Here is a 23,960-nt window from a genome sequence, read left to right on the forward strand (position 1 = left end):
CCCAGGCTGGGAAAGGCAAGGCATCAAGATTATCTGGGCGCGCTCCCAGGTAGCAGAAACGATGTCGGCCATTAATTTCGCCAAGGTAATATGGGGAGAGTTGGCCGGCGTTTAAGGCTGATTGCCAGCCGCGATTTTTGATAATTTTGGCATCAAAGGCGATTTTAACAATCACCTCGTCGCCCTCACCGGCGGCAATCCCGTCCAACTCCGGTATCCAGTCAAACAGAATTTTTCCGAATTCCGTTGCTAAGCCGCCGCCGCTGACCAAAAACGCCTTGGGTTGCAGATTTCTGGCTATTTTGGCCAGTCTTTTCTGCCAATCGAGGGTAGTGATAAGCCCGGAAAGAGCAATTAAATCCTGCTCCCCGTACTTACTTAAATACTTTCGGAGAAGAGAAATGACTTCTTCTTCGGTCAAATGTCGGCCATTAGCCAGTCCTCTTCTTTCTGCCAGTTCATCCTTGACCCGATAACCATTTAAATCTACAATAACAACATCTGCCTCGTACTTGCGCAGGATAGAGGCCAGTAAAGCCGGGCCATAGGGCGGAGTATTCGGCAGGGCGGTTTCGCGCAAAGGCATGTTAATAAACATTACTTTTGCGCCCCGCAGGTTATCAGGACTAATACCCTTAATAACTTCAGCCGGATGAATAAACATTTCGGGAAACTCCTTTCTTCTATTAAGTCTATTAAGTTTTGTCTTTTTTTCTTTTTAAAGGGCGATAAATAGTAATATGATAATAGCTGAAAAACGTGTAAATGTCAAGTAGGCTGTTGACTTTTTTTATAAAATATAGTAAGGTGAAAAATCAGTTATGCTGAACCCCGTAATTTTAAACAATAAAAAACTATGAACCCCGTTAGAAATAAATTCCTAAACGGGGTTAACAGGGTAAAAAATATTTAAAATATTAATTATATCGTTATGGAGAAAAAAAATAACAAAATTTCTAACGGGTGGAACAAAATAATCTTTTTTCTCTCGCGGGAAAGACAGCGGTTTTAACCGGCGCTGGCGGATTTTTCGGGAGGTATTTTGCCGAAGCCTTGCTAATTGCCGGAGCCAAGGTTTTTTTAGTTGATATAACCGAGGAAAAGTTGAATTTTTTGAGTGATGAAAATCGCGGCCGATATAAAAAAATTGCGGTTGATTTATATGACAGAAAGAAGGCGGAAGATGTTTATCAAGAAATTTTAGATAAAAACAGGATAGATATTTTAGTTAATAACGCTTTTGATTTTAGTTTAAAAACCGGGTTTAATAATGAAAGCGGAAAGTTAGATAAAGCCACTTTTGAACAGTTACAAGCTTCCTTTGAATCTGGAATTTATTGGGCGGTTCAGGCGACGCAAAAGTTCGGCTTTGCTATGAAAAAACAGGGCCAGGGTTCAATTACCAATATCTGTTCAATGTATGGCGTAATTGCGCCTTCGCCGGATTTATACGAAGGCACAGATAAATTTAATCCCCCCGGCTATAGTATGGCCAAGGCCGGTTTATTGCAATTTACCCGTTATGCGTCTTCATTTTTAAGCCCAGAAGTGCGCGTTAATGCGATTTCTCCCGGCGCTATCCCCAATACGGAAAGTCAGTCTTATAATGCTATTACTAATAATGATCCGGTTTTACAAAGGCTGCATAAAAAAATACTTTTAAAAAGAATGGGACACCCGAATGACTTAGTGGGGGCATTGATTTTTTTATCATCTGATTCAGCTAGTTATATAACCGGCCAGAATATAATCATTGATGGCGGACTAACCGTAACTTAAAATAAAGAAGGGAGTTTTCCGATGGGATCATTAACGAGAGAGGAACTGTTAAGAAAACTGGCCAAAGTAAAATTGTTGACCCTGGATTTTGACGGCACTTTAACCGACGGCTTTGTTTATTTCGGCGAGGATGGATATGAATTTGTTCGTTGCAGCCGCAAAGACAGCCTCGGCATTGAGTTAATAAGAGAGGCCGAGGTTGAGGTCGTTGTTTTGTCAAAGGAAGCAAATTCTATTGTTGCCACTCGTTGCAAGAAAATGGGAATTGAGTGCGTTCAAGCCATAAAGGATGGCGAGGGTAAAAGAGAAATTTTAGCAAGGGAAATGAAAAAACGCGGTTTAGTTCCCGAACGGGTCGCCTATATGGGAGATGATGTTAACGATTTAGAACCTTTGGAATTCGCCGGCCTTAGCATTACGGTTGCGGATGGCGATGACAGCCTGAAAGAAAAAGCGGATTTTGTAACTAGCCGCAGAGGGGGGGAGCACGCTGTTCGGGAAGTGTGTGATTTAATTCTTGAATCCAGAAAGGGGTGAAAACTATGTTCATTAAAGTCGACAATAGACTTATCGGACCCGGCCAGCCAACCTTTATAATCGCAGAGATTGGCATCAACCATAACGGCAGCTTGCCAATGGCCCTGGAGTTGGTAAGGGTATGCAAGGAAATCGGTTGCGACGCCGTGAAGTTTCAAAAAAGAACGGTTCCGGTTGTTTACCAGGGGCAATTGGACGCTCCCAGAGCGGTGGATCCGAGCATAATTCAGAATGCTCGCGCCAGGACAAAGATAGAAGGCGTGCAATATGAAGTTTTTCCTCCTTCTTCTTTAGTCAGGCTGGCCGAAAATCCATCCAACACAACCAATGGAGACCTGAAGTACGCCTTGGAGTTGGGCTTGAAAGAATTTGATATGATTGATCGTCTATGCAGAGACTTGGGCATACTTTGGTCAGCCTCTGCTTGGGACGGGCTGTCCGCTCATTTCATCAACGGCTATGACGTCCAGTGGCTGAAAATCGCTTCTCCCTGTATGACAAATTCGGATCTTTTGCGGCGAGTTTGCCGTAAAGGAAAGCCTGTTTTTCTTTCAACCGGCGGAAGCACGATGGAACAGGTTGAGAAAGCGATTGCCGTCTTAAGGGAGGAAAACGAAAAGGCGGAAATAGTTCTGCTCCATTGCGTCTCTGTCTATCCCACTTTGGACGATCAGGCCAATATTAGGCTGGTTGACACTCTGCGGTTAGAGTTCCCCAAGATACTCATCGGTTACAGCGGGCATGAAGGGGATGACTTGGCGAGTTTAGTCGCCGTAAAACACGGCGCTTGTGTCGTGGAAAGGCATATTACTTTGGACAGGAATCTGCCGGGAAGCGATCACAAGGTCAGCTTGGACCCCGACCAATTCAGGAAGTTGGTTGAAAAAATCCGTCAGTTTGAGGAAGAACCAGCTAGCTTTGATTCTTTGGTCGGTCCGGAGAATTTAAACCGAGTCCCAATCATAGAGGGAGATGGGACAAAAAAGGTTTTGCCGTCGGAAGTCAGTGTTATGGAAAAACTGCGGCGGGTTAATGACCTATAAGAGTCCTTTCACAAGAAAACAGAAGCCCCCAGTCTTTGACTAGGGGCTTTTTTATTTGAAAATTAAATTTTTAAGAAAATTTAAACTCCCTTTCTGCTTACTATTGTCGCTATCGTTTTTAAAATAATAGACAGGTCAAGATAAATTGATCTGTTTTTTATATAAAATAAATCGTATTGGAGTTTTTTTAAGGTGTCTTCCCGACTCGGTGAGTGATATTCGCCGGAGATCTGATCCCAGCCGGTGATGCCGGGTTTCACTAGCATTCTTTCGTTATAAAAAGGAATTTTTTCTGCCAATTCTTTTATCAACTCCGGCCTTTCCGGGCGCGGACCGACAAAACTCATTTCCCCGCGCAGGATATTTATCACCTGGGGAATTTCATCAATCCTGGTTTTACGCAGCCAAGAGCCGAATTTTGTAATGCGATTGTCATTCTTGGCGGTTGGGGAAAAATTATTATTTATAACCGTCATTGAGCGGAATTTGATTATCATAAAGGGTTTGTTATTTTTGCCGATTCTTGTCTGCTTAAAAAATACCGGGCCCGGGCTTTCCAGTTTTATAATCGCCCCGATAATCGGCCAGAAAATCATAGTCCCGACTAAAATCAATAAAGCCAGAATAAAATCATAAAGCCGTTTTGCAAAACCAAATAAAGATTTTTTGCCTTCGCTTAAGTTTTCCAAAAACCACATCTGGTTGATTGATTCAACGGGGATGCGGCCGGTAATATTTTCATAAAAATTGGGCAGGCCGGTGTAGCTAATCCTTAAAGGCAGGCAACCGAAAAGCGCGGTCCGCAATTCTTCTGACTGATGGGGATCGGCGGTAAGGATAATGTCGGTAATTTTTTCAGAGCCGATGAGCGAATGCAGGCGGGAGACATCATTAAAAACAGGGGTTTCGCCGATATTTTTTTCCTCTTTATTTTTATCATCAACCACAAAAGCGACATTGTAGCCGAGATGCGGTTTTTCTCCCAATTCTTTCATTAATTCCAGCACCTGGTTGTTTAAACCGACGAAAGCGATATTTTTTTTCGGCAGATATGACTTTAAAGACCAATTGAAAAATTGCCGCCAAAGAAAGAATAAAATAGCAAAGATAATTACGTAAATTAAGAGATTTCTTTTCGGGGCGATGCTTATTTGTGGCGTCAAATAAAAGAAAGCGACGGACAGCAAGCTTGTTATCAGAAGATTTTTGCCGGTCAGGCGGAAGAAACTCGCGTTATTGGCGGCCAGATTCAAATCGTATAAATTGGAAATATAAAAAATCATAATCCAAACCAAAAAAATTATGGAAAAAGGCCCGACATGGCTTTGCCAGAGATCGTTTGTCGGCTTGTCCCAATAACGGATTAAAAGCGTCAGGTAGAGAGAAAGATAGAGGACCCCGATATCGCCGGCCAAAAGGATGAATTTTTTAAATTTATTGTCCATTTGAATTATGGGTTTTAGGTGTTAGTATTCATAATTTAGCAGATTTTTAGCGGGAAATCAAGCCAGAGGCTAGCTGTTGCGAATTATAAAACAGAATGTTATAATTTAATCATGCCAGCAATTAAAAAACAGGAAAAAACGGATTGGCCGCTAGTGGGCAATAGCCATATTATCAGCTTTTTATCGGGGAGTATTGCTAATGAAAATATGGCTAATGCTTATATTTTTTTGGGGCCGCAGGACTTGGGCAAAGCCACAGTCGCCAGCTATTTCGCCAAGAGCTTGCTTTGCCAGAACAGGGCCAAGTTGAAAAAGGGCGAGATTGTTTTTCCTTGCGGCGAATGCGTTTCCTGCCGAGCCCTAGCCGGCGTAAAAAGAAGCGATGCCGGGCCAGACGAAGACAAAGAAAATAACCGCGGCATAATTCACGGCGACTTTCATCTGATAGAAAGGGAAAAAGACAAAAAAAATATTTCCATAGAGCAGGCCAGGGAATTTATAAAGGATCTGAATTTAAGTTCATTTTTGGGATCTTATAAAGTGGGGATTATAAAAGAGGCGGATAGTTTAAGCCTGGAAGCCTCCAATGCTTTATTAAAAACCTTAGAGGAACCGAAGGAAAAAGTGGTTATCATATTGATTGCTTCCGGTCTGGAATCAATCCCGGCCACGATTGTTTCCCGCAGCCAGGTTTTGAATTTTTATCCGGTCCAAACCGACATCATCCATAATTATTTGGTGGAAGAGCTTAAGATTTCCAGGAGTTCGGCGAAAAATTTTTCAAAAATTTCTTTGGGTCGGCCGGCTTTGGCGGTTAAATTTTTAAAAGACAGGGATTTCTATAAAGATTATGAGGATAAAGCCAAGATTTTTTTAGATTTTGCCGGCAAGGATTTAAACGAACGGTTTCAGGGCATAGAAAAAATAATGGAGGGCGGCCCCTCCGGGCAGGAAAGCAACAAAAAAGCCTTAAAGATATTGGAAATTTGGCAGGGAGTGGTCCGCGATTTATTGCTTCTTGATTTGGGGCACAAGGATTTAATCCAGCACCACGTAATAGCCGAAGAATTAGCCGGACAGAGGGGAAAGTTTGGCGCCGGAACAGCGGTTTTAATAAATATAATCAAAAATTTGGAGGCGGGCAAAAAATACCTAAGGGCCAACGTCAATCCGAAGCTGGTGTTAGAGAATATCGCGATCAATATCTAACATTGATTTTTTATCAATAAGATTTTGATGATTTTAAAGTGAGTTATTAGTTATGGGTTATAAGTTATACAAAATAATTGATAACCTATAACTAATAACTAATAATTTTTGATAAATATATGGCGAATAAAAAAAATAGTTTAATCACTCTTTTTTTAATGGTAATATTAGTTTTGACTATTTCCGGCTGTTCCATTAATTTTAAAACCGGAGAAGGGGGCGGAACTGACGGCGGCGTTTATGTGAGCGCAAATCAGGGCAACAATTGGCAGCAGAGAGTTTTGATTCCGACCACCAGCGGCAAACCGAGCAGCTTTGGCAATTTGAACGCCTTTTCTTTGGCCATGGATCCTAGTGATTCGGGAGCGGTTTACTTTGGCAGCATAGACAATGGGCTTCTCTATACTTATAATGGGGCGCAGGGTTGGTTTTTGGCCGGCAGTTTAGCCAAAGCGACAATTGACGCCATTGCTATTGACCCGAACTCAAAGTGCGTAATCTACGCCAGCCTAGAAAATAAAGTTTATAAATCAACCGATTGCAGCCGGACTTGGTCTCAAATATATTATGACAATGATGTCAATACGAGAGTTAATGCTATCGCCGCGGATCATTACGACAGCGCTAATGTTTATATTGGCACTTCGCGGGGAGAAGTAATAAAAAGTTCAGACCGCGGCGAAAGCTGGAAAACCATCGGCCGTTTTGACAATAGCGTGCAAAAGATTGTTATCAGCCCGGCTGACAGCCGTTTGGTATTTGCCGCCACGGCCAAGAAGGGAATTTTCCGTTCAACCGACAGCGGCAATAATTGGACGGCCTTGGCTGAAAAAATGAAAGATTTCAAAGACAGCCTTAGCTTTAGGGATTTTGCCGTTGCTACCGCCGATAAAGGGTTGATATTTTTGGCAACGAATTACGGCTTGTTAAGATCGGCTGATAACGGGGAAAAGTGGGAAAAAATTGAACTAATCACGCCGGAGAAAAAGGCGACTATTAATTCCATCGCCATCAACCCGAAGAGTTCCAAAGAAATTTTCTATGTTACCAACACAACTTTTTATCGGTCTCTTGACGGTGGGACAAATTGGGCGACAAAAAAACTGCCTACTACCCGAGCCGGCTGGAAGCTGCTGATTGATCCGGTTAATCCAAACATTATTTATATGGGCGTGAGGAAAATTGGAAATTAATAAGTTTTTGGCAATTGGCTATTCGGGATTTGATTTGGTAAAATTTAATGAAGACTAAAAACCTTTAACCTTGGATAGCCCCCGGAACATACGGAAGATTATGCGATATGGCCCGAAGGAAAGAACAAAAAATTTTAGCGGGAACGTTATTGGATGTTTGGAAAAAAAAGGACTTTCCCCTATGCTGAATTCTGGCGCGGGTTCACGCGGCAAGCGAGGGTTTACTTTAATTGAATTATTGGTGATTATATCCATTATCGGTTTTTTGTTGTCAACGGCGGCTTACGCCGTGAATATCACCAGAATGAAAGCCGGGGACACAAGAAGAAAAGCCGATTTGAAACAAATCCAGAAAGCGCTTGAATTGTACTATGACCAAAAAAATTATTATCCCCCTTCAGCCGTGGGAAATGACACCTATTGTCTTAAGGATTTAGATGAGTTTGACATTGCCTGGTCGCTTACGGTTGAAACCGGCCTGATGAAATCCATGCCAAACGACCCGTTGACGCCGAACGGAAACTGTTATGACAATTGTTATCTTTACAGAAGCGATGCGACCGTCAATCCGGAGGGGAAAGCCAGGGGGTATGCCCTTATTACTTTATTAGAAAAACCCACTCCCGAAGATTTAGCCACCCAAAGGGGGCATTACCCCGATTGGGCGCAATGCGACCCCAATAGAGATTGGCCCAACAACGGTTATGCTCTATATGGCGGCATATGGCCATAAGTGGATATTAATTTAATTATTATAATAATAAACAATATGAACAAGTATGTACTAGATAAGCAGGCGGAATTTAATAGCGCAATTGATTTTTTTAAAAAAGATATTGCCAGTTTGCGCACCGGACGGGCCAATCCGGCGATTTTAGAGGGGATTATGGCAGAAGCGTATGGCGCCAAAACTCCGCTCAGCGGCTTGGCCAGCATAAATGTTAGCGACGCCAAAAGCCTAGTGATTTCTCCTTGGGACAAAAACATAATAAAAGATATTGAAAAAGCCGTAGTGGCCGCTAATTTGGGCGTGGGCGTTGTTAATGAAGGGGATAAAATAAGAATAACGGTTCCTTCTATGACCGAAGAAAACCGGCGGGAATTGGTAAAAAAATTGAATGAAAAAATGGAGAAAGCCCGTATTACCATTAGGCAGGCTCGGGACGAGGCGAAAGAGGCAATAACCAGAGGAGAGGAGGAAAAAGAAATCGGCGAAGATGAAAAATTCAGATTTATTAAAGAGCTTGACGAAGAAGTGGGGAAGAAAAACGAGGAATTAAAAAATATAAGGGATAAGAAAGAGGAGGAGATTTTAACAATTTAAACAGGATTATTGGGATTATGAAGATTCTTGGGATCCTTAGGAATTAATCGCAAGAATCCCAAAAGTCTTAAGATTCTCAAGAATCCCATTTTTTATGTTTATAACCATAATCACTTTTTTAGTAGTATTTTCACTTTTGATTTTTGCCCACGAATTGGGCCATTTTTGGGTGGCGCGGAAATTCGGAGTTCGGGCCGAAGAATTCGGTTTTGGTTTTCCGCCTCGAATCAGGGGAATCTATAAAAGCAAGGAAGGAAAATGGAAACAGGCCAGGGGCAACGAAGAGATTTCTGATGCGGTTGATACGATTTATTCCGTTAACTGGATTCCTTTAGGCGGGTTTGTAAAAATTAAGGGCGAAAACGGGGAAGGAGAAAACGAGCCGGACAGTTTTGCCAGCCGAAAAATTTGGCAAAGAGCGACGATTCTTTCCGCTGGCGTGAGTATGAATATAATTCTGGCCGCGGTTTTAATTTCTCTCGGCTTAATGGTTGGTTTTCCCCGGGTTTTGGACAACATAGATGTCCGCGCCCGGGTTTCCGACAAAAAAATTCAGATTGCGGAGGTTTTGCCGGATTCCCAAGCGGCCAAGGCAGGATTCTTAGCCGGGGACGCCATAATCGCTATTAATGGCAAAAAATTCACTTTTGAGGGAGAACTGCAAAATTTTGTTGACGGACAGACCGGGAAGGAATTAGTTTATGAAATAAAGAGGGGTCAGGAAGAAATGACCCTTAAGGCAATCCCGGAAATAAGAGAAGAAACTGGCCGGGGAGGCATAGGCATAGCCATTGTTACTACCGGCCTGGTAAAATATTCTTGGTATTTGGCAATTGAGGAAGGAATAAAGGAAACCGCGCTTTTGACCTGGGCGATAATTTTGGCTTTTTACGAATTAATAAAAAATTTGGTCATAGGGCGAGGGGTAGCGGTTGATATAGCCGGACCGGTTGGGATCGCGGCTTTAACCGGCCAGGTAGCGCATATGGGGCTTATTTATATTTTGCAATTTACCGCCCTTCTTTCCATTAACTTGGCAATTATCAATTTTTTGCCCTTTCCCGCTTTAGACGGCGGCCGAGTTTTGTTTTTAATCATAGAAAAAATCAAGGGTTCTCCGGTTAAGCGGGAACTGGAAACGGCTATCCACAATATCGGCTTCGCCCTTTTAATGATATTGGTTTTAGTCGTGACTTTTCGGGACGTGGCCAGGTTTGGGGACAGTTTCTGGGCGCTTTGGGAGAAAATTATTGGTTAGCTTCTACAAACTATAAATCTATTACAAAATAATAATTAATAAAAAGAATTTTTATTCGTAAATTTCTGCCTGCCGCCTGCCTGCCCGGTAGGCAGGGCAGGCAGGCGTATAAAATTCGTAATTTGTAGTTATGAACATTAGAATTAAAGCGACGAAGATTAAATTAACTCCGGAAATAAAAAGCTATGCGGAGAAAAAAATGGCGATGCTGGAAAAATATTTGGGAGGCGTTCAAATTTTGAATTGCGATGTGGAAGTCGGCATGTCGGTTGGCGGGCAAAATAGCGGTAAAATATATAAAACCGAAGTTAATCTGGAAGTGCCGGGCAGTTTGTTGCGGGTGGAAAAAACCGAAAAAGACTTATTTAAATCCATTGATAAAGTTAAAGATCATCTGGAAATCATAATCAAAAAATACAAAGAAAAGCGAATTGACAAAAAAAGAAAATAAGAGTTAAGATAAAGAAAGAAAAAGGGGGAGGGCCCCTCTTTTTTTAAAATTTTTTTTGAACTTTAACAATAAGAAATAAATAAAAAAGCAACAAGGGGGATGAAATGGAAAAATTTGGGCGACCCTTTAGGGTTAAAAATCCGCCTACCAACCCTTCGGACTATGATGTTTTTTTTATAACCCAAGGTCATCAAAGGCATATGACCGCCGAAACATTGACTCACCCTTGCGCCGTGAAGGATATGGAAGTTTTAAGGGGAGTTTGTCTGGCTTGCCGGGCCGATCCCTTAAATAGGTTGACGATTTGCGATAAGTATAATTGCCATCCGCCTTGGAATTTTGACGGGGGCGATTCTTTGTCCGAACCGGAGAAAGACCGGGGAAACGGAAGGGGTTCGGGGAAACCGGCAGAAAATGGTTTAAAGGAAGTTATTTCTCCAATCTTGGAGGGCAATGTTCCCGGTCTTTCGGTAAGCGACCTGTTTCCCGACCCCGATCAGCCAAGGCAGACTTTTTATGAAGATGACCTTGGGGAGTTGGGAAAAAGCATCCTGGAGCATGGCCAGATGCTTCCCGTTATAGTTCTAAAGGAAGGGGAGCGCTTCCGGATAATTGACGGGGAGAGAAGGTGGCGCGCTTGCCAAAAAATGGGCATAAAGAAAATTTATGCCATTATCGTAAAAAATTTGAAAATTGACAAATTTCTTGTTTCCACTATTTGTAATTTCGGCCGGGAAGGACATACGTATATTGATACAGCCAGGGCAGTTTCCAGGGCAATAACCATTATAGAGGGAATAGCTAAAAAGAGAGGAGATAGATTATCCCGTGAAGAGGTGATAAAAAAAGTTGCTGACGGATGCTGCAAATCAGCGCCTTGGGTTTACCAATATCTGTCTCTTTCCCGCCTTGACCCCAGGGTTCAGAAACTGGTTGGAAATGGAGACCTGCCGGTTGTGGTCGCGGTTGAGGTTTCCAAGGCCGATGAACCGGAAGATCAGGTCAGGTTAGCCGGTGAAGTTGTAGACGGAAAAATGTCAGCTAATTTCGCCAGGCAGTTTGTGCGAAGAGAAATGGAGGAAAAAGGATTAAGTTCTGTCACCAGAAAAAGAGAGCACAGCCCGAAAGATGATTACAGAATTTTAAGAAATTTTGTCAATCACGCTCTTGACGGCCTAAATATCATTTTGGGGTGGGGCCCTCTGCAAATCATCGGGTTGTTTTATAACCGGGAAAGCAAAGACAAAAAGAGAATCCTTGAGTATTTGGACAAAACTATCGCGAAACTCCAAAAATTACGGGACACTATCCATAACGAGGGTAGCATCAGAAATGAGGTAAAAGATAGTGTTCAAAAGCTTTGGGAGGCTGATAAGCCCGACAGCCAAGAAGAAGAAATGGAGGAATAACAAAAATTATAGCATAAAACCCGCCGGGCATTAAACAAAGCGGGTTTTTTCTTTTTATTGATTTTTTTAGAAAAAGATTATATAATAACTTTGTTTATTCCGCATCTTTTTTAGCCCTCTTCCATGAGGTTTTTAATTTAATAAAATTTTAGTTTAATGAATAATATAAGGCGCGAGATTAATATATGAGTATTTTAAATAAAATTTTTGGAGACCCAAACGCAAAAGCAATAAAATCCTTAGAGCCGATTGTTAAAGAGATAAATGCTTTAGAGCCAAAGTTTGAAAAAATGAGCGATGAAGAATTAAAGGAAATAACTAAGTCCTTCGTTAAAGCTATAGAGGGGAAGCCTGACGATGAATTAACGAAAGAATTAGACAGAATATTGCCAGAAGCGTTTGCGGCGGTAAGAGAGGCGGCCAAGAGAGTTTTGGGGCAAAGACATTATGATGTTCAGTTAATGGGCGGCATAGTTCTTCATCGCGGCCAGATCGCGGAAATGAGGACCGGCGAAGGCAAAACTTTAGTGGCGACCCTGCCTTTGTATTTAAACGCTTTGGCTGGCCGGGGAGCGCATTTAATTACAGTCAACGATTATTTGTCCCGGGTGGGCGCGGGCTGGATGGCGCCGGTTTATTATTTTTTAGGTCTTACCACTGGCGTGATTATTCATGATACCGCTTTTGTTTATGACCCGGAATTTACGGATGATTCCCAATACGATGAAAGGTTAAAACATTTTCGGAAAGTTGAAAGAAAAGAGGCTTACCAATGCGACATAACATATGGGACAAATAACGAATTCGGTTTTGATTATCTAAGGGACAACATGGCTTCGTCTTTGGAGAGAATGGCGCAAAGGGAGCTTTATTATACGATTGTTGACGAAGTTGATTCTATTTTGATTGATGAAGCCCGGACGCCTTTGATAATTTCGGCGCCGGCCGAAGAATCAACCGACAAATATTATAAATTCGCCCAACTGGTGGAGCGCCTGCAGGAGAAAGAGGACTATAATATAGATGAAAAAATGAGAGCCGCGACTTTGACCGAGGCCGCTATTGCCAAAATGGAAAAATGGCTGGGAGTGGAGAATATTTACGTTTCCGGCGGTGTTCGCGATGTTCATCATATTGAGCAGGCCCTAAAAGCGCGGGTGCTTTTCAAAAAGGACCGCGATTATGTGGTCAAAGAAGGCCAAATTATAATCGTTGACGAGTTTACCGGCCGCCTGATGCATGGCCGGCGCTACAGCGAAGGTTTGCATCAGGCCATTGAAGCCAAGGAAGGCGTGGAAATCCAGAGGGAGTCGCAGACATTGGCTACTATTACTTTCCAAAATTATTTCAGGATGTATAAAAAATTAGCTGGTATGACCGGCACGGCCGTGACCGAGGCCGAGGAATTTGCCAAAATTTATAAATTAGAAACCGCTGTTATTCCGACCAACAAGCCGATGATAAGGAAGGATTTGAATGATTTGATTTATCGCACCGAAGAAGGAAAATTCAAAGCCGTGATTCAAGACGTGAAAGAAAGGAACAAAAAAGGCCAGCCGGTTTTAATCGGCACGATTTCTATTGAAAAAAACGAATTTTTGGCGGAGATGATGAAGCGGGAAGGCCTTGTTCCGCAGGTTTTAAACGCCAAAAATCACGAAAAAGAAGCCCAAATTATTTCCCAGGCAGGGAAATTGGGAGCGATTACTATTGCTACCAATATGGCCGGTCGGGGCGTTGATATAATTTTGGGAGGCAACCCTTCGGACAAAGAAGAGCAAAGAAAAGTGATAGAAGCCGGCGGTTTGCATGTTGTCGGCACGGAAAGGCACGAAGCGCGGCGGATTGACAACCAATTGCGCGGCCGGTCCGGTCGGCAGGGCGATCCGGGATCTTCCCAGTTTTTTGTTTCCACTGAAGATGATTTAATGAGAATTTTCGGCGGGGACCGGATGAAAGGCTTAATGAAGACTTTGCGCGTGCCGGAAGATATGCCGATTGAAAACCGGATGGTTTCCAAGTCAATTGAATCCGCCCAGACAAAGGTTGAAGGCAATAATTTTGATATCCGCAAGCACTTGGTGGAATATGATGATGTGATAAACAAACACCGTGAATCAATTTACAGGAAGAGGAGGGAGATATTGGAACTAGCTCAAAATTCCAATAACCAAGAATCAATAATCAAATCACCGCCTGGGCGGGATCCCGCCCACAATAAGATCTATAATAAAGTGGCTGGACAAGATTCAAATTCCAATAACCAAAATGATAAAAAAGAAAGTGAAGAAAGCTCTTCGGTCCCTCAACAAAATTCAGGACAGGCAGGAGGGGGGGAGACGGGTAAAGATGAGAGCAGAACTTTAGCTGGCATAATATTGGATATGGCGGAGAACGAAATTGAGCAGGTGGTAAGTTTTCATACGGCTTCGGAAAATGTTAAGGATTGGAATTTGGCGGAAATTTATGAGGTGGTCTCCACTATTTTTCCGGTAGAAAAAGGATTAAAAGACGATTTATCCGCCTTTGCCGAAGACGAGGGAAAATTAAATAAGGCCAAAGCCCGCACGGTTATTATTGAGCATTTAGCGAAGCTGGCAGGAGAAAATTATGAAAAAATGAAAGAGCAGTTTAAGGGCATCAACGCCGGGTTTAATTTTTCCGAGATTGAAAAAGCGATTTTAATCCGTTCTATTGACACTTTATGGATTGAGCATCTGGATGCGATGGATTACATGCGCCGGGGCATCGGCCTGCGGGGTTATGGCCAGCGCGATCCCTTGGTTGAATACAAAAAAGAAGCCTATCATCTTTTTAACGAGTTAAACGGTTTAATTCAGAAAGAAGTGGTTTATTCCATTTTTAAAGTTGGCGACATGAGCCAGGTTAAGGCCCCGAGTTTAGCGGATAGGGCGAAACAGTTTAGCGCTCCGGCCAAAACCATGGATGAGAAAACTTCTTCCTTTTCCGGATTTAAGCAGGCGGACAAGGGCAGTAATTCCGGCACCATAGATATGGTTAAGCCAAAACAGAAAAATGCCCAAGGAGAAAAAATCGGCCGCAACGACCCTTGCCCGTGCGGGTCAGGGAAGAAGTACAAGAAGTGCTGTGGGAAGTAGTTTGTGGGATTCTTAGGATTCTTAAGACTCTTAGGATTTTTGGGAAAATTTTCAGAAAGAAAAGAATAATGCAAACCCATAAAGGGTTTACGATATCCTGGGCGGAATTAAGATTGCTTTTAGATAAGTTTATGGCAAACAATAATAAAAAAGTACTGATTCTAACCGGGCCGGGAGGGTCTGGCAAAACCACAATGGCTGATTTGTTAGTGAAGAGACGCGGTTTTATCAAAGTTGACGGCGATTATTTGGATAGTGAATTTTTTCCCGAAGGGCGCCACTGGGTCCCGGAAAATTTTAAGAAATTAAAACAAGCGCACGATAAAATCTTTATTGAAGTAAAGAAAGCATTTGATAAAGGCGAGAATGATGTCGTTCTTGATTATATTATATTTGGACATTATTTAGAATTTCTTGAAAAGTTTAAAAAAGAATTCGGGGATAATTTAGAAATTAAAGTTTTATTCCCGACCAAAGAAGAAACTATAAAAAGAGATAAGGAGCGCGAATGCTGGACAACCGGCGTTGAACGGATAGCAGCGGTTCGCGCCGAATTTGAAGCTATCAGAGACACGATGGGCAGTGATAATTTTTTTGATACGACCGGACAAACGCCTGACGAAACTTTTGAGAAATATTTTAAGGGTCAAAATTTATGATTAACTATCAAGACTTCGAGAAAGTGGATATAAGAGTTGGAGAAATTATAAAAGCAGAAGATTTTCCCGAAGCCAAAAAGCCAGCCTACAAGCTGACAATAGATTTTGGTCCGGAAATTGGCGTAAAAAAATCATCTGTCCAGATTACAAAGCGCTATACTAAGGAGGAGCTCATAGGAAAACAGGTGATAGGAGTAGTGAATTTTTCGCCCAAACAGATTGGCCCATTTGTGTCTGAAGTTTTAACTCTCGGATTGCCGGATGAAAATGGAGACGTAGTATTATTATCTCCAACGAAAAAGGTGCCAAAGGGCGGGAAAATGTTCTAAAATTTTACAGACTAGGGAATAAAATGTGCTATAGAAAAACAAAAGTATGAAAATAATTTTAGGCTCTGGTTTAAAATGGCGCAAGGCGATGCTGGAGAAAATGGGTTATGATTTTGAAGTTGTAACGGCTGATATTAATGAAAAAGCGATTCGCAGTAATGATTATTACGTTTTGCCGATTAAAATAGCTCGCGCTAAAGCCGAGGCCATAAGGCAAAAAATCAAGGAGCCGGTTCTTCTAATCACGGCTGACCAAGTCGTGCTCTATAACGGCGAATTGCGGGAAAAGCCGAAAGATGAACGCCAGGCGCGGGAGTTCCTGCTTTCCTATAAAAAATATCCGGCAGAAATTATTAACGCGGTGGTCGTGACAAATACCGCAAGCGGTAAACGCGCGCAAGGGATTGATATAGCCAAAGCTTACTTTAAAGAAATTCCTGAAGAAGTTATTGATAAACTTGTAGAGATGGAAGACATTTTAAACTCGGCTGGCGGATTTTTGGCAGAGCATGAATTATTACAGCCCTATCTTAAAAAATACGAAGGCAAAGAAGGAAACAGCCTTGGGCTGCCAAAGGCATTAACCGAGCGTCTTATTCTTGAGGTTCAAGAAATATAAAAAGTGTCATGGACAATAAAAAAGGATATCGCAAGCCCATAAAGAGTTTACGATATCCCGGGGAGAATATTTGACTAAATTTAAAAAATAAATTAAGCTATTTTCAAAATAACAGCACATTAACCTTATAAGAGGGAGGGTATGATTTATGGCTCATAATCATGACGTAAAATTCCGCAAGGTTAACCGAGGAGGCAAAAAGTCATCAGGCTCTTCTCATATCTGCCGGAGATGCGGCGCAGGTTTGAGTAAAACAAGAATTAAAGAAAGAAAACATTTATGCTTTGATTGCGAACAAAAGTAGGGTTCGCGGGCAAGTTTATGGCCATAAAAAGGAAAAAGAAAAAAAGTTAACCCGTGGTTGACGCAACGCCGCGGGTTTTCTTTTTGACTTTTATCATTTTTTAGGTTATTTTATAGATATAAGTCATGCAAATGATTTTTTAATTTATGGTAGAAAAAAATAATAAAAATACGGGAAAAAACAGCTCTCTTCCGGCTATGGAAGAGGAGATTTTGAATTTTTGGGAGAAAAATAGAATTTTTGAAAAATCCGTGAAAAATCCCCCTCGCCCCCAAGGGGGTAAATCCCCCCTACCCCCCTTTGCTAAAGGGGGTATTAAGGATTATGTTTTTTATGACGGGCCGCCTTTTGCGACCGGAACTCCGCATTACGGGCATATTGTTGCTAGTTTAATGAAAGATATTGTGCCGCGATATTGGACCATGAAAGGATTTAGGATAGAAAGAAAATGGGGCTGGGATTGTCATGGCTTGCCCATTGAGAATATAGTTGAGAAAGAAATGGGGACTAAAAGCAAAAAAGATATTGAAGAAAAAGGAATTGATAAATTTAATGAGCAATGTTGTTCAAAGGTTTTAGAATATGCTAAAGACTGGGAAAAGGCGATTAGGCGCATGGGGCGCTGGGTTGATATGAAAAATTCTTATAGGACTATGGATTTGGATTATATGGAGTCTATTTGGTGGGTATTTAAGGAATTATGGAATAAGGAATTGATTTATAAAGATTATCGGTCAATGCATATCTGCCCCAGATGCGAAACTACTCTTTCCCAATCAGAAGTGGCGGAGGGTTACAAAATGGTGAAAGATTTATCGGTCATAGTCAAGTTTGAAATCACGAATAAAACCCCCCTTACCCCTGCCTACCGGACAGGCAGGCCCCTTTTGAAGGGGGGCGAAAATGAAGCGAAAGTGTATTTACTGGCGTGGACCACGACTCCTTGGACTTTGATTGGGAATGTTGCTTTGGCCATAGGAGAAGATATTGATTATAGAATGGTTGAGAGCGAAGGAGAATATTATATATTCGCAAATGAGATGTTGCCTGAAATACAAGAAAAAAGTGGAAAAAAGTTTAAAATGATAACTAAAATTAAAAGCGAAGAATTGATTGGCGAGAAGTATAAGCCTTTGTTTGATTATTATACTAAAGATAAAAATTTAGAAAATTTAGAAAATGGCTGGAAAGTTTATGCCGCGGACTTTGTAACAACCGAAGAAGGAACCGGAATTGTCCATATTGCGCCGGCATTTGGTGAAGACGATATGAATTTAGGCAAGGATAAGAACCTGCCGTTTATTCAGCATGTTGGCATGGACGGAGTTATCAAAGACGAAGCTAAGGATTTTGCCGGTTTGCACGTTAAGCCAGCTGATGATATAACCGCCACTGATGTGGAAATAATAAAATATTTAGCAAAAAAGGGTTTATTATTCGCTAAAGAAAAATATGAACATAGCTATCCGCATTGTTGGCGCTGCGATACGCCTTTATTAAATTACGCTACGTCTTCTTGGTTTGTAAATATTACGAAAATAAAACCGAGAATGTTAGAGTTAGCTAAAAAAATAAACTGGACGCCAAAGCATATTAAGGCCGGCCGATTTGGCAACTGGCTTGAAGGGGCGCGTGATTGGTCAATTTCGCGGCAAAGGTTCTGGGCAAGCGTTATCCCGATTTGGGAATGCGATAAATGCGATAAGCGGAAAGTCATCGGGTCTGTTAAAGAACTTGAAGACTTAGGCGGTGAAAAAGTTGATGATTTACATAAACATATTGTTGATAAAATTACTTTTGCCTGCGATTGCGGTGGAAAAATGACGCGCGTGCCTGACGTGTTGGATTGCTGGTTTGAATCAGGGTCTATGCCTTACGCGCAGATGCATTATCCTTTTGCCAATAAAGAAAAATTTGAAAAGAATTTTCCAGCTGAATTTATCGCGGAAGGCATTGATCAGACCAGAGCTTGGTTTTATTATTTACATGCTATTGCTACCGGGATTAAAGATAGCCATGCTTTTAAAAACGTTATTGCTAACGGCATAGTTTTAGCTGAAGACGGGAAAAAGATGGCTAAAAAATTGCAGAATTATCCTGATCCGATGGAAGTTATGGAAAAATACGGCGCCGATCCTTTACGTTATTATCTTTGCGCTTCACCGGTTATGAAAGCGGATAATATAAATTTTTCCGAAAAGGATATGGCTGAACAAACCAGATTTTTTAATATTTTGCTGAATGTTTTGTCTTTTTACAAAATGTTTGCCGTTGATTTAAAGGTGGAGAATTTAGAAAAGAAAGATTTGGTTAATGTTCTGGATAAATGGATAACCGCCCGGCTGGAACAGACTAAGCAAATTATAACGGAGAAGATGGATAATTATGATTTGCAAGCCATCAGGGAAATTCCGATTTTTATAAATGACTTATCAACCTGGTATGTGCGGCGTTCTCGCGATAGATTTAAAGGCGAGGACGAGGCAGATAAGATGCGAGCTTTAAAAACTTTACGTCGAACTTTATATCATCTGGCGCGGATTATGGCGCCGTTTATGCCTTTTACGGCCGAACATATTTATCAGGAATTAGGCGCGGATGTTGAGTCAGTTCACCTTAAAGAATGGCCAGAGGTTAGAAAAGAGTGGATTGATGAAAAGGTTTTACAAGAGATGGAGCAGGTGAGAAAAATCGTGGAGTTGGGATTAGCGGAAAGGGATAAGGCGGTAATTAAGGTGAGGCAACCATTACAAAAGCTAAAAGCTAAAAGTGAAAAGCTAAAAGCTGAGTATGTAGAATTGATAAAAGATGAGTTGAATGTGAAGGAGGTTGAATTTGTTGAAGGAGGAGAACTGGCGGTTGAGCTGGATACAGAAATGACGCCGGAATTGGTGGCGGAAGGAATAAAGCGGGAATTGGTGCGGACGATAAATAATCTGCGCAAAGAAACGGGCATGACAATTCAGGACAGAGCCGTAATTTATTATGAAACGGAAAACAAAGAAATAAGAGAGGTGTTTGAAAAATTCGGCGAAGAAATCAAGAAAGATACTTTAGCTGATGAAATCCGAATAGGCGGGGAGGGCAAGGTGGTTAAAATTAATGAAACAGAAGTTGGTTTGAAAGTTGAAAAGAAATAGGATTCTTGGGATTCTTAAGACCCTTAGGATTCTTGGGAATTACTTTTATGAAAATTGAGAAAAAAATTTGGCCGGAATATTTTCGGGCGATTTTGGATGGCAGAAAAAATTTTGAGTTGCGGCTGGCCGATTTTAATGTTGGTGAAGGCGATATTTTAGTTTTGCGGGAGTGGAATCCTGAAAAGAAAGAATATACAGGCCGGAGTCTGGAAAAAGAAGTCAAATATACCTTAAAAATAAAAGAGACGAATTTTTGGCCGAAAGAAGAGGTTGATAAATATGGCTATCAGGTTATTGGTTTTTGATATGAAAGAAAAAATAGAGCCACAAATTGATTTTTCTGCTGACGCCAAAGATAGGGAAAAAGAAAGTTATTTTGAAAATGAAAAAAGGCCAAAGTATCGTTATTTTTATCATGGAAATTTTGCGCCCTCTTTAGAAGAAATAAAAAGCAGCGGAGTGTTTAAATTTAGAGAATACTTTCCTAACATATATTTATCACCACTGTCTAGTTTTAGATTCTTGGAAAGTGAGATAAGAAAAGGTCCGCAACACATGTTAAGTCGAGGAAAACATCTTGGCCCAAAGGAAAGAAAAAACTTTAAACCCGAAGAATTAACGATTGAAGACAGCCGTTTATTGGTGATTGAGCCAACTGAAGAGTATAAGGCCCATAGCACAAACGAGGGAAAACCGAATTTCTTTTCCACCCCGGATCAAATACCGGCCGATGTTGATAAAACAATTAGAACCCGTATTTGGCAAAGCTATCAGCATATGATTTCTAAAGAGCCGATTGTCAATAAGTCGGAAGACGGAGTCAGGAGACCGGGCATCCATTTAAATAAAAGAATGTTACCGACCGGAGAATGGATAAATGTGGAAAGAGAAAAAAGAATGGAAATCCCGGGAGAAATGCCTGAGAGTTCTGTTAAAATGGTAATAAAAAGAGATAGGGAATTTTTAAAAATTTTTGAGGACATGAGAAGGGAATTAGGGGAGGGTGGAAAATTTGATTTAGCAACCTATAGAAGCAAGTTAATGGATTATTTTAAGAATGGGGAAGGTATTATAAAAAATGAAGTAGAAGACGAGCAGGAATTAGCGGAGAATATGGTAACGGGCGAGTTGGAAAATTATATGGTAACGACTATGCGGAGCATATATCTGGATATTGAAAGATTTAAAGGAAAGAAATTTATATCAGTAAAAGATAATAAAGAAGAGAATAGGCCGATTAGAACAAAAGACCAGATATTAGACAGAATAAATAGATTAAGAACAATTGAACCTAATAATGAGGTTTTTAAAAGATATATGGAAATTTATACGGCGGGGTTGGAGAAAGAATTAGATTCACAATAATATATGGTAAAAGCTTTAGTATTACTTTCCGGCGGGCTGGATTCAATGCTGGCGGCAAAAATTTTAGCCGAACAAGGGATTGAAGTGACGGGGATTAGTTTTGCCAGTTGTTTTTTTGGAACAACAAAAGCGGAGAAAGCCGCGCAACAACTTGGCATAAAATTTAAAAAAATAGAATTTAAGGATGAACATCTGGGAATGGTAAAAAATCCGGCTTCGGGTTATGGAAAATGCCTTAATCCCTGCATTGATTGCCACGCTTTAATGATAAAGCGGGCCGGAGAAATAGCGAAAAAAGAAGGTTATGATTTTATTGCCACTGGTGAAGTTCTAGGACAGAGACCGATGTCGCAAAATAAGGAAGCGTTAAAAAGAGTAGAGAAGCTGGCCGGAATAGAAGTCCTGCGGCCTTTGTCAGCTTTGCTTTTGCCGGAAACGGAAATAGAAAAGAAAGGATTAGTAGATAGAAAAAAATTACTTGATATAACCGGCCGGGGGAGAGAAAGACAGATGGAATTGGCAAAAAAATATGGCCTTACTTATCCATCTCCGGCTGGCGGCTGCTTATTAACTGATCCGGCTTTTAGCCAAAGAGCGCGGGAGATGATAAAAAATTGGCCGGAATGCGGGCCGGAAGATATAGAATTATTAAAGCACGGGCGAGTGTTCTGGGTTAATGCACGAAAGGAACGAATTAACACGAAAGAAAATACACGAATGGGACGAATTAAAACAAAAAGCACTAATTTTATTCCGGCTTTAGTGGTGGTGGGGAGAGATAGGGAGGATTGTGAGGCGCTGGAGAAGTTGGTAAAAAAGGAGGATGTAATGATGGAGCTAGAAGAGGAGGTAGGACCGTTCACCCTTATAAGAAATCCAAATGCCAAAATCCTAATGACAAATCAAATCCAAATGCCAAAATCAAAAATTCCGGAAGAATTGGATGTTAGAGAGCTAAGGCTGGAGGAAGTTAAGGATGACAAAAAAATTTTGGAAATGGCGGGATTGCTGACTGGGTGGTATGCGGCTAAGGCAAGAGGGAAGAACGTCGCATATCGCATAACGCCTGTCTGCCGATAGGCAGGCATATCGCATAACGTTCGGTCTAAGTCTGTTTTAATCTTATGCTAAATTAATAATTTAATAATATTTATAGTATTTACTTTCGTAAGTACTAAAGTAAGTATTAAAAAATTATGAAAAAATTTTTGATCATTCTGGTAATCGTCGTAGTTATTGTGGCCGGCTATGGCTGGAGCCTCTATAACAAGATGGTTACCGGATCGGAAAACGTTGATAATGCCTGGGCGCAGGTGGAGACCCAGTATCAACGCCGTTTTGATTTAATTCCGAATTTGGTGGAATCGGTCAAAGGCATGATGGCGCAGGAACAGGAAATTTTTGGGCAATTAGCTGAAGCCAGAACTCGCTATTCCGGAGCTTCTTCCGTGAGCGAGAAAGCTGAAGCCGCCACCCAGGTGGAAAGCGCCTTGGGCAGGTTGCTGGTTATTATGGAAAATTATCCGGAGTTGAAATCAGCCGAGAACGTCCAGACTTTGATGGTGCAATTGGAAGGCACGGAAAACCGGATTAGCGTGGAGCGCAAGAGGTACAATGATATGGCCCGCGATTTTAACGTCATGGTTAAAAGAGTGCCGGCGAGATGGTTTGCCTCTATGTTCGGGTTTAGCCAAAAGACTTATTTTGAGTCAGTTGAAGGCTCGGAAACAGCGCCAGCTGTAAATTTCTAAATTGCAATTTCTAATTTCTAATAAAATTTCAAATGTCTAATGCCAAATTTTGAATTAGAATTTTGAGCATTAAGCATTTTATTAGAAATTAGGTGAATTAGAAATTAGGAATTCTTATCTTAGATGTTTAGATTATTTAAAAAAACAACATTTGTCTTATTGCTATTGTTATCCTTTGCGGCAATCCCGGCTTTGGCTTATTATAATCCGGGAACGCCGAGCGGTTTTGTCAATGATTACGCGGGAATGATGAGCGAGAGCGAAAAGCAAAGTTTGGAAGTTAAATTGGTGAATTTTGAAAGCCAGACCAGCAATGAAATCGCGGTAGTGATAATCCCAAGTTTAGATGGAGACACGATTGAAAATTTCGCGGTCCGGCTTTTTGAAGACTGGAAAATCGGCAAAGCCAAAAACGACAACGGCATTTTAGTTTTAGTGGCCAAAGAAGACAGGCAGATGCGGATTGAAGTGGGGTATGGTTTGGAGGGAGCTCTGACCGACGCCCAGAGTTTTTGGATTATTGACGGTATAATGAAGCCGGCTTTTCGGGAGGAAAAATATTATGAAGGCATAGATCAGGCGATTGATAAAGTAATCGCGGCGACCCAGGGAGAATATATTCCGGAAAGCCAAGCGAGAGAATCTTCCGGAAGCTTTGATTGGGAAACTATTTTTTGGCTGGGCCTTTTTGCCATGATATGGATGGCCAGTATCCTGGGCCGGAGCAAATCCTGGTGGGTAGGCGGAGTTATTGGCGGGATCATAGGGATTGTTATCGGTTTAATTAAAGGATTTTTGTTTTTTGGTCTAGCGTCTATCGCGATTTTAATTCCTTTTGGCTTGTTGTTTGATTTTATTGTTTCCAAAAATTATGCCAAACATAAAGCCGGCGGCACGATTCCCTGGTGGATTGGCGGCGGACGCGGCGGCAGAGGCGGATTTGGCGGGGGAGGATTCGGCGGTTTCGGCGGCGGGTTTTCCGGCGGTGGCGGAGCCAGCGGAAGATGGTAGATATTATGCGAATCT

At 41.5% G+C, this 23,960-nt stretch carries 22 protein-coding genes; 20 read left to right on the forward strand and 2 right to left on the reverse strand.

Annotation, left to right across the window (positions count from 1 at the left end; genetic code table 11):
* On the reverse strand, positions 1-598 hold a 598-nt coding region (locus PHQ42_00355; GenBank protein ID MDD5071178.1), incomplete at its 3' end, for a hypothetical protein.
* Positions 599-963: 365 nt separating this feature from the next.
* Between PHQ42_00355 and PHQ42_00360 the strand changes: the two genes are divergently transcribed.
* Genes PHQ42_00360 through PHQ42_00370 form a run of 3 tightly spaced genes read left to right on the forward strand, consistent with a single transcriptional unit; the run spans position 964 to position 3,359 of the window.
* Positions 964-1,779 (forward strand): SDR family oxidoreductase, encoded by an 816-nt coding sequence (locus tag PHQ42_00360; protein ID MDD5071179.1) that lies wholly within the window; start codon positions 964-966, stop codon positions 1,777-1,779.
* A 21-nt stretch (positions 1,780-1,800) separates the two neighbouring features.
* Positions 1,801-2,316 (forward strand): HAD hydrolase family protein, encoded by a 516-nt coding sequence (locus tag PHQ42_00365; GenBank protein ID MDD5071180.1) that lies wholly within the window; start codon positions 1,801-1,803, stop codon positions 2,314-2,316.
* 5 nt (positions 2,317-2,321) lie between these two features.
* Entirely contained in the window at positions 2,322-3,359 is a 1,038-nt protein-coding gene (locus PHQ42_00370; GenBank protein ID MDD5071181.1) for an N-acetylneuraminate synthase family protein, read from the forward strand.
* 80 nt (positions 3,360-3,439) lie between these two features.
* On the opposite strand, the gene PHQ42_00375 is transcribed toward PHQ42_00370, so the two are convergent.
* A complete protein-coding gene (locus PHQ42_00375) occupies positions 3,440-4,804 on the reverse strand; it encodes a sugar transferase (GenBank protein ID MDD5071182.1) in 1,365 nt (454 codons plus the stop codon).
* Positions 4,805-4,915: 111 nt separating this feature from the next.
* Between PHQ42_00375 and PHQ42_00380 the strand changes: the two genes are divergently transcribed.
* From PHQ42_00380 to PHQ42_00460, 17 genes are all read left to right on the forward strand, one after another.
* Complete coding sequence (locus PHQ42_00380) at positions 4,916-6,013, forward strand: hypothetical protein (protein MDD5071183.1); 1,098 nt, start codon at positions 4,916-4,918, stop codon at positions 6,011-6,013.
* A gap of 119 nt (positions 6,014-6,132) precedes the next feature.
* On the forward strand, positions 6,133-7,206 hold the full coding sequence (locus tag PHQ42_00385) for a hypothetical protein (GenBank protein MDD5071184.1): 1,074 nt from the start codon (positions 6,133-6,135) through the stop codon (positions 7,204-7,206).
* A gap of 100 nt (positions 7,207-7,306) precedes the next feature.
* A complete protein-coding gene (locus PHQ42_00390) occupies positions 7,307-7,939 on the forward strand; it encodes a type II secretion system protein (GenBank protein ID MDD5071185.1) in 633 nt (210 codons plus the stop codon).
* Between the two features lie 36 nt (positions 7,940-7,975).
* Positions 7,976-8,530 carry a ribosome recycling factor gene (frr, locus tag PHQ42_00395; protein MDD5071186.1) on the forward strand — a complete coding sequence of 185 codons (555 nt, stop codon included), beginning with the start codon at positions 7,976-7,978 and terminating at the stop codon, positions 8,528-8,530.
* A 94-nt stretch (positions 8,531-8,624) separates the two neighbouring features.
* Positions 8,625-9,788, forward strand: a complete 1,164-nt coding sequence (gene rseP, locus PHQ42_00400) for an RIP metalloprotease RseP (GenBank protein ID MDD5071187.1) — start codon at positions 8,625-8,627, stop codon at positions 9,786-9,788.
* A gap of 130 nt (positions 9,789-9,918) precedes the next feature.
* Positions 9,919-10,239 (forward strand): ribosome-associated translation inhibitor RaiA, encoded by a 321-nt coding sequence (raiA, locus tag PHQ42_00405; GenBank protein MDD5071188.1) that lies wholly within the window; start codon positions 9,919-9,921, stop codon positions 10,237-10,239.
* Between the two features lie 200 nt (positions 10,240-10,439).
* Positions 10,440-11,648 carry a ParB/RepB/Spo0J family partition protein gene (locus tag PHQ42_00410; protein MDD5071189.1) on the forward strand — a complete coding sequence of 403 codons (1,209 nt, stop codon included), beginning with the start codon at positions 10,440-10,442 and terminating at the stop codon, positions 11,646-11,648.
* Positions 11,649-11,833: 185 nt separating this feature from the next.
* A complete protein-coding gene (secA, locus tag PHQ42_00415; GenBank protein ID MDD5071190.1) occupies positions 11,834-14,767 on the forward strand; it encodes a preprotein translocase subunit SecA in 2,934 nt (977 codons plus the stop codon).
* Between the two features lie 131 nt (positions 14,768-14,898).
* Positions 14,899-15,426 (forward strand): AAA family ATPase, encoded by a 528-nt coding sequence (locus tag PHQ42_00420; protein ID MDD5071191.1) that lies wholly within the window; start codon positions 14,899-14,901, stop codon positions 15,424-15,426.
* Entirely contained in the window at positions 15,423-15,755 is a 333-nt protein-coding gene (locus tag PHQ42_00425; GenBank protein MDD5071192.1) for a tRNA-binding protein, read from the forward strand. The genes PHQ42_00420 and PHQ42_00425 overlap by 4 nt, the downstream gene beginning before the upstream one ends.
* Before the next feature lie 46 nt (positions 15,756-15,801).
* Complete coding sequence (locus tag PHQ42_00430) at positions 15,802-16,374, forward strand: Maf family protein (GenBank protein MDD5071193.1); 573 nt, start codon at positions 15,802-15,804, stop codon at positions 16,372-16,374.
* Between the two features lie 450 nt (positions 16,375-16,824).
* Complete coding sequence (gene ileS, locus PHQ42_00435) at positions 16,825-19,818, forward strand: isoleucine--tRNA ligase (protein MDD5071194.1); 2,994 nt, start codon at positions 16,825-16,827, stop codon at positions 19,816-19,818.
* 47 nt (positions 19,819-19,865) lie between these two features.
* A complete protein-coding gene (locus PHQ42_00440) occupies positions 19,866-20,123 on the forward strand; it encodes a DUF3850 domain-containing protein (GenBank protein ID MDD5071195.1) in 258 nt (85 codons plus the stop codon).
* On the forward strand, positions 20,098-21,183 hold the full coding sequence (locus PHQ42_00445; GenBank protein ID MDD5071196.1) for a hypothetical protein: 1,086 nt from the start codon (positions 20,098-20,100) through the stop codon (positions 21,181-21,183). Before PHQ42_00440 ends, PHQ42_00445 begins: the two co-directional genes overlap by 26 nt.
* Positions 21,184-21,186: 3 nt before the next feature.
* Complete coding sequence (locus tag PHQ42_00450; GenBank protein ID MDD5071197.1) at positions 21,187-22,263, forward strand: tRNA 4-thiouridine(8) synthase ThiI; 1,077 nt, start codon at positions 21,187-21,189, stop codon at positions 22,261-22,263.
* Positions 22,264-22,379: 116 nt separating this feature from the next.
* Positions 22,380-22,934, forward strand: coding sequence for a LemA family protein (locus PHQ42_00455; GenBank protein ID MDD5071198.1), 555 nt, complete (start codon positions 22,380-22,382; stop codon positions 22,932-22,934).
* A gap of 192 nt (positions 22,935-23,126) precedes the next feature.
* Positions 23,127-23,945, forward strand: coding sequence for a TPM domain-containing protein (locus PHQ42_00460; GenBank protein MDD5071199.1), 819 nt, complete (start codon positions 23,127-23,129; stop codon positions 23,943-23,945).
* The last annotated feature ends 15 nt before the right edge of the window (positions 23,946-23,960 follow it).

The sequence above is a fragment of the Patescibacteria group bacterium genome, from assembly GCA_028711655.1.
Classification (GTDB): Bacteria; Patescibacteriota; Patescibacteriia; order Patescibacteriales; family JAQTRU01; genus JAQTRU01.